This window comes from Gilvimarinus sp. 1_MG-2023 (genome assembly GCF_030548285.1).
This window is the reverse complement of record NZ_JAUOSC010000763.1, coordinates 1-294: the sequence shown is the minus strand read 5'-3', so window position 1 is coordinate 294 and position 294 is coordinate 1. Positions and strand designations below refer to the sequence as shown.

The 294-nt window shown below is 56.8% G+C and carries 1 protein-coding gene; it reads right to left on the bottom strand.

Annotated elements, in window-relative coordinates:
* On the bottom strand, positions 1-294 hold a 294-nt coding region (locus tag Q4563_RS18945), incomplete at both ends, for a hypothetical protein (protein ID WP_442903796.1).

Below are 294 nucleotides of genomic sequence, written 5' to 3'. Positions count from 1 at the left end.
GCTCTGGTTGCCTCCCGCCCATACCGCAACGGCATCCTCAAACCAGGGCAGTTTTTTCGGGCTGGTGATTTCTTTTGGCCAGTCCGGATCAACATTGTCATTGTCGTACAGGCCTATCTGGCTGCTGTAGTTCAGACCCCAGCCATACACGGCGCCGCTCTGGGCTACTGCCAAGACATGACCTTTACCGGCCACAACGGCTTCGATGGGTTCATCGATGCTGATTTGCGTGGGCGTTGGGTGCTCATCGGTATCTTCGGTGCCCAGTCCGAGCTGGCCATAGTTGTTCTGACC